Here is a 5,603-nt window from a genome sequence, read left to right on the forward strand (position 1 = left end):
AACTAGAAGTCCGCTCTTTGACTTCGGTTGTCACTTCCGAAGTGCCCCGTAGCGAGTAGGCGCTGGAGCTAGACAAAGAAAAGCGTAAGCGCCTATGGTCACGAGCGTAGGGCAGTGGAGGAATGACAACTAGAAGTCCGCTCTTTGACTTCGGTTGTCACTTCCGAAGTGCCCCGTAGCGAGTAGGCGCTGGAGCTAGACAAAGAAAAGCGTAAGCGCCTAGGCTCACGAGCGTAGGGCAGTGCCTCTACAAGTATAAAAACCCTGCCGTACTAAAGCAGGGCTTTCCTATAAACCAACGAACTGTTAGTTCTCTGCAGCTTCTTCCGCCTGTTCCAAAATATCGGCAAATAAACCGTGTACATACTGATCTGCACGGAATTCCTGTAAATCATCCATGCCCTCCCCTAGGCCCACAAACTTCACCGGAATATCCAATTCATGTCTGATCGCAAGGACAATACCACCCTTTGCTGTTCCATCCAATTTTGTCAATACAATACCGGAAACATCCGTTGCTTCCCCAAATGTTTTAGCTTGACTCATGGCATTTTGACCAGTTGTTGCATCGAGGACAAGCAATACTTCATGTGGAGCATCAGGAATCTCCCGAGTAATTACACGCTTCACTTTTTCCAATTCTTTCATCAAGTTTACTTTATTTTGCAGTCTCCCAGCCGTATCACATAGCAATACATCTGCTTTACGTGATTGGGCCGCTTGAATTGCATCAAACATAACCGCAGCAGGATCTGATCCTGCCTGCTGTTTAATCACATCCACACCGACTCTCTCTCCCCAGACTTCCAACTGCTCAATGGCCCCTGCCCGAAACGTATCACCTGCAGCAAGAAGAACATTTTTCCCTTCCTGCTTAAATTTATGGGCAAGTTTTCCGATAGTGGTCGTTTTCCCAACACCGTTTACCCCTACCATTAAAATGACTGTCAGTCCGGCGTCCTTCATCTTTAAGGCCGTTTCGTCCTCTGATTTTTGTAACAGTTCCGCTAGTTTCTCTGAGATGACCGGTTGAATGTCCACTGCATCACTGATATTTCTCGTACGTGCTTCATCTTTTAAATCATCTATTAACTCCATTACCGTATGGACACCTACATCTGCAGAAATAAGGATATCTTCCAGTTCCTCGAAGAACTCTTCATCCACTTTACGATAATTTTTTACGAGATCATTCATTTTCCCAACGAATGAATCTCTTGTTTTCGTTAAACCATCCTTAAACTTATCTGTAACACTGTCTGTCTGATTTGTTATCTTTTCCTTAAGCTTTTTGAAAAAACTCACTGATACTCCTCCATTCTTACAATTGCATTACCTGACTCTTATTTTACTCCAATTAGTTCTTTACTTTCCTCTAATCGGACAGACATGAGCTTAGATACCCCTGACTCCTGCATGGTCACACCGTAAAGAACATCGGCCTCTTCCATCGTCCCTTTTCGATGGGTAACAACAATAAACTGAGTCTCATGGCTAAAGTCCTTTAAATATTGAGCAAACCGTACAACATTCGCTTCATCTAAAGCCGCTTCCACCTCATCGAGTACACAGAAAGGAACAGGACGCACTTTCAGAATCGCAAATAATAACGCGATTGCTGTTAAGGCCCTTTCCCCACCGGATAAGAGAGCAAGATGCTGCAGTTTTTTCCCTGGGGGCTGAGCAACTATTTCTACCCCTGTGGCTAAAAGGTCTTCGGGATTTGATAAGATGAGGTCAGCCTGTCCACCACCAAATAACTCCTTAAAAACTACGTGGAAATGGGACTGAATCTGATCGAACGTTTCCTTAAAACGTTTCGTCATCTCTTCATCCATTTCAGAAATTACTTGATGAAGTGTGTCTTTCGCATCCTCTAGATCTTGTTTTTGTTCGGTTAAAAACTCAAACCTGTCTTTCACCCGATCGTACTCTTCAATAGCACCTACATTCACTGTACCAAGTTCTTCAATGGTAAGTTTAATCAGTTTTACCTTCTTACGGGCATCCGAAAGTTCAATATGCAGAGGGTATTGATCCCTTGCCGCTTCAAAAGAAAGCTCATACTCCCCTTCTAATTTATTTAGCCTATTGTCTAAGTCAACATCTAATCGGTTAACACGTACTTCCGTTTCATGGAGGGTAGATGAAACGAATTTCAACTGCCTTCTATGTTCTTTTAATTCCCTCTCTAAATCATCATGTTCCTGTTGAATCGACAAGCGTTCCGAACGGCGTTTCGAGATCAAATTAATCGTTTGGTCTTTCTCTGTTCGCCGTCGGTCAATGACGGCATCGATGGTTTCTGCATCTTCCGACTGGGAAGACATCTCCCTTTCTAACTGGAAGTATTCCGATTCTTTCACTGACAAAGATTCTGAGACTTGTTCATAGTTCCCTTTGATACGGGAAAACGTTTCTTGGCTATAATGAAGCTGTTCTTCTTCCTTTGCTAATCGGATCTTTGTCTCCGTTAACTGAGAAGACAACAATTCTTTGGATGTTTTCTCATCAGCTTGCTGTTTCGTCAACGTTTCAATCTCTTCGTTTAAGCAGGTAATTTTCGCTTCACATGATTTTATAGAGTCCTTTAAGGTATCTAATCGTGTTTCCTTTTCCTTCACTTCTTCCTTAAATTCATCCTTTTCGATATCATACATCTTTAAACGTTCATTGACATTCTGTTTTGCCAATTCCAATTCGTTTACGGTAGACTTTTTCCGTTGTTCTTCATCCCGGATGCTTTCTCCCTGTTGCTGCAGTGTTCTCATGTCATTTTGAAGGGATTTCAGTTTTTCTTTCCATTGAACAACGTCTTTTTGCAAAGCGGCTGATTCACGTTCTAATTTCTCCAGTTTCTCTGTCACCCGGTCCAGTTCTTGTTGCCTCCCAAGAATCTGGCTTTGTTTTTGCTTAATGCTTCCCCCTGTCATTGCTCCTCCAGGGTTAATCACATCTCCTTCGAGGGTAACAATCCGAAATCGGTACCGGATCGTTTTTGCTAATTGATTCGCCGTTTTTATATCCTGGGCGATAATAATACTCCCTAATAGTTGGGACATCACCTGATCATACTGTGAATCAAAGCGGACAAGATCCTTGGCTGTCCCAATAAAACCAGATTGCTGGGAAAGTTGGACTAAATCCCCGGAAGGTATGCTCCTTCCCTTAATGACATCCATTGGTAAAAACGTAGCTCTTCCTAAACTTCGCTGCTTAAGAAACTGAATGGCTTTACGCCCCGTTTCCTCATTGGCAACAACCACATGCTGCTGTGCCGCACCTAGGGCAATATCAATAGCTGTCTGATACTCTTTCGGAACTTCAACCAATTCCGCCACAGCACCTTTTATTCCTTTAAACTGACGATCACGTTCTTTTAGAATTTCCTTAACCCCTTGGAAAAATCCGGAGTAGTCATTTTGCATTTCTTCTAGAACTTCTTTTCGCGATTTCAACTGTTGAACATGCCTAAACGCTTCATATAGAATGGATTCTTTCTTTTGAGAATCCACTTCACCCTTTTCAAAGTCACGTTTTTTCTCTTGATAAACAGATAACTTCTCATTAATTATACGCTTTTGTACTTCCCAATCTTCTCTTGCAACTGACAATTTTTCCTGAATCTCATTCCTTTTTTCCACTAAGTCTCGGTTGTCACGGTCTAGGCGCTGTTGTTTTTCCCGGAGTTTTATCAACTGCTCATCTATATACCGTGATTCATTTTGTTGGGATGCCTTTTCATTTAGCCATTCAATATATTCGGATTTCAGTTGCTCGATCCGTTCCACTGTATTTTGTTCCAGTTTTTCTAGTTCCTGTTCTTGTCCAACTACTAGTGTTCGAGTTGATTCGGTTTTTTCTCTAAACACATCTAATTGTGCCTTTTGATCTTTGATCTCTTCTGCCAACGTGTCTTTCTGTTTCTTTAACTCTTCTATTTCTATTAAATATTGCTCTTTATGTTGGGTATAGTTTTTCTTCCGTTCCTTCCAAACTTCCTTTTGACCCTCTTGCTTCTCTAATTCTTCACTTGTGGAAAGTAAAATTTCCTGCAGGTCATTGATAGATTCATCCACTACCTGCATATCAGACCGCAAACGTTCAATGTTTGCTTCCTGCTGTTTTACAGTGGCCTGATAACCACTTTCCTTATCTTGCAAGGACTCCAATTGTTCTTTCTCTTCTGTCCATTTCTTGTGAAGATCTTCTATCTCTTTCGCAAGAACTCCCACTTCAAATTCTTTCAGTTCTGCCTTTTTCTCTAAATACTCCCGTGCAATCGAAGCCTGTTCTTTTAACGGTTCCACTTGAGCTTCCAGTTCATAAAGAATATCTTTTACACGATTTAAATTATCTTGTGTGTCATTTAACTTCTTCTCTGACTTTAATTTCCTATGTTTGTATTTCAGTACCCCTGCTGCTTCTTCAAAAATGGACCGTCTTTCTTCTGACTTACTGCTTAATATTTCCTCTACACGCCCTTGTCCGATTATGGAAAATGCCTCTTTCCCTAAACCTGAATCCATGAACAAATCCACAATATCCTTCAAACGGCAAGGTTGCTTGTTTATTAAATATTCGCTGTCTCCAGAACGGTACACTCGGCGCGTAACCGCTACTTCACTGTAATCAATAGCAAGGTGCTGGTCCCCATTATCTAATACAAGTGTTATCTCCGCCATATTGAGTGGTTTTCGGGACTCACTTCCAGAAAAAATTATATCTTCCATCTTTGCCCCACGGAGATTTTTTGCCGATTGCTCACCAAGTACCCACCGGATTGCATCTGAAATATTACTTTTTCCACTACCATTCGGACCAACCACAGCGGTTACTCCCGATACAAAGTCAATAGATAGCCTGTCCGCAAAGGATTTAAAGCCTACGAGGTCCAGTCGTTTTAGGAACAATATCATTCACCTCTACTAATATCTTTCATAGATTGATCTTCCGTTTTAACTTAACTTGTTCATTTTACCATAAAGGATGTGTCGGTTTAAACGGGATTATGGGGGGACTGGCGTTTTTCTTTCAACGTGATACAATAATAGATAGAAATTTACTAGTTGAACGAAGGAAAGGGTGTTTTGATGGGGACGAAAGAAAAAACTCGTGAAAATTTGACTGCAATGATCGAAGAGATAAAAACGAAGTTGAGAATAGTTAATGCTGGTGCAATGAAAGCAGAACATTATTCATTAGACCGATTTGATGACGTGGAAGAACTTTATACCATGGTGATGAAAAAATCAAATTTCAGTGTAAGTGAAATGGATGCCATTGTTTCTGAACTTGGAAGTTTGAGGGATAAAACCAAATAAATAGCCAAGCACATGACAGTTGAATACTATCATGTGCTTTTTTTATTTTACACATACTGCTAGCTTAATCTCAGTTCATTTCCCCGGCAAGCGCAGAAGTCGACAAAAACAGGTAAGATTCTCTACCGTTCTTTCTTAATACTTCTTACTTTTAAATCTTTGGCTTTGTTATCGTTCAATGTTAATTTTTGCGAAATTCACTCCCTTTCACCACGGGCACAAGTGCGACATCTGCTCATTCTTCGCAGTGTCTTCTTAGCCGCGGGCGGTTCGGGAGCC

Annotated in this window: 3 protein-coding genes; 1 reads left to right on the forward strand and 2 read right to left on the reverse strand. The window is 41.3% G+C overall.

Going from position 1 to position 5,603, the window contains the following annotated elements; genetic code table 11:
- Positions 1 to 306: 306 nt before the first annotated feature.
- The gene (gene ftsY / locus KS419_RS20665) at positions 307 to 1,305 is read right to left on the reverse strand and encodes a signal recognition particle-docking protein FtsY (protein ID WP_217068507.1); all 999 of its coding nucleotides are present in this window, start codon (positions 1,303 to 1,305) and stop codon (positions 307 to 309) included.
- A gap of 38 nt (positions 1,306 to 1,343) precedes the next feature.
- Positions 1,344 to 4,913: a chromosome segregation protein SMC gene (smc, locus tag KS419_RS20670; protein WP_217068508.1), complete on the reverse strand. Its 3,570-nt coding sequence runs from the start codon at positions 4,911 to 4,913 to the stop codon at positions 1,344 to 1,346.
- Between the two features lie 180 nt (positions 4,914 to 5,093).
- On the opposite strand from smc, the gene KS419_RS20675 reads away from it, so the two are divergent.
- On the forward strand, positions 5,094 to 5,324 hold the full coding sequence (locus tag KS419_RS20675) for a DUF1128 domain-containing protein (RefSeq protein ID WP_217068509.1): 231 nt from the start codon (positions 5,094 to 5,096) through the stop codon (positions 5,322 to 5,324).
- Positions 5,325 to 5,603: the final 279 nt, after the last annotated feature.

The sequence above is a fragment of the Evansella tamaricis genome, assembly GCF_019042215.1.
GTDB lineage: Bacteria > Bacillota > Bacilli > Bacillales > Salisediminibacteriaceae > Evansella > Evansella tamaricis.

Excerpts from the sequence above, each read along its gene's own strand:
- KS419_RS20675 (WP_217068509.1), top strand. The coding sequence starts at position 5,094 with ATGGGGACGAAAGAAAAAACTCGTGAAAATTTGACTGCAATGATCGAA.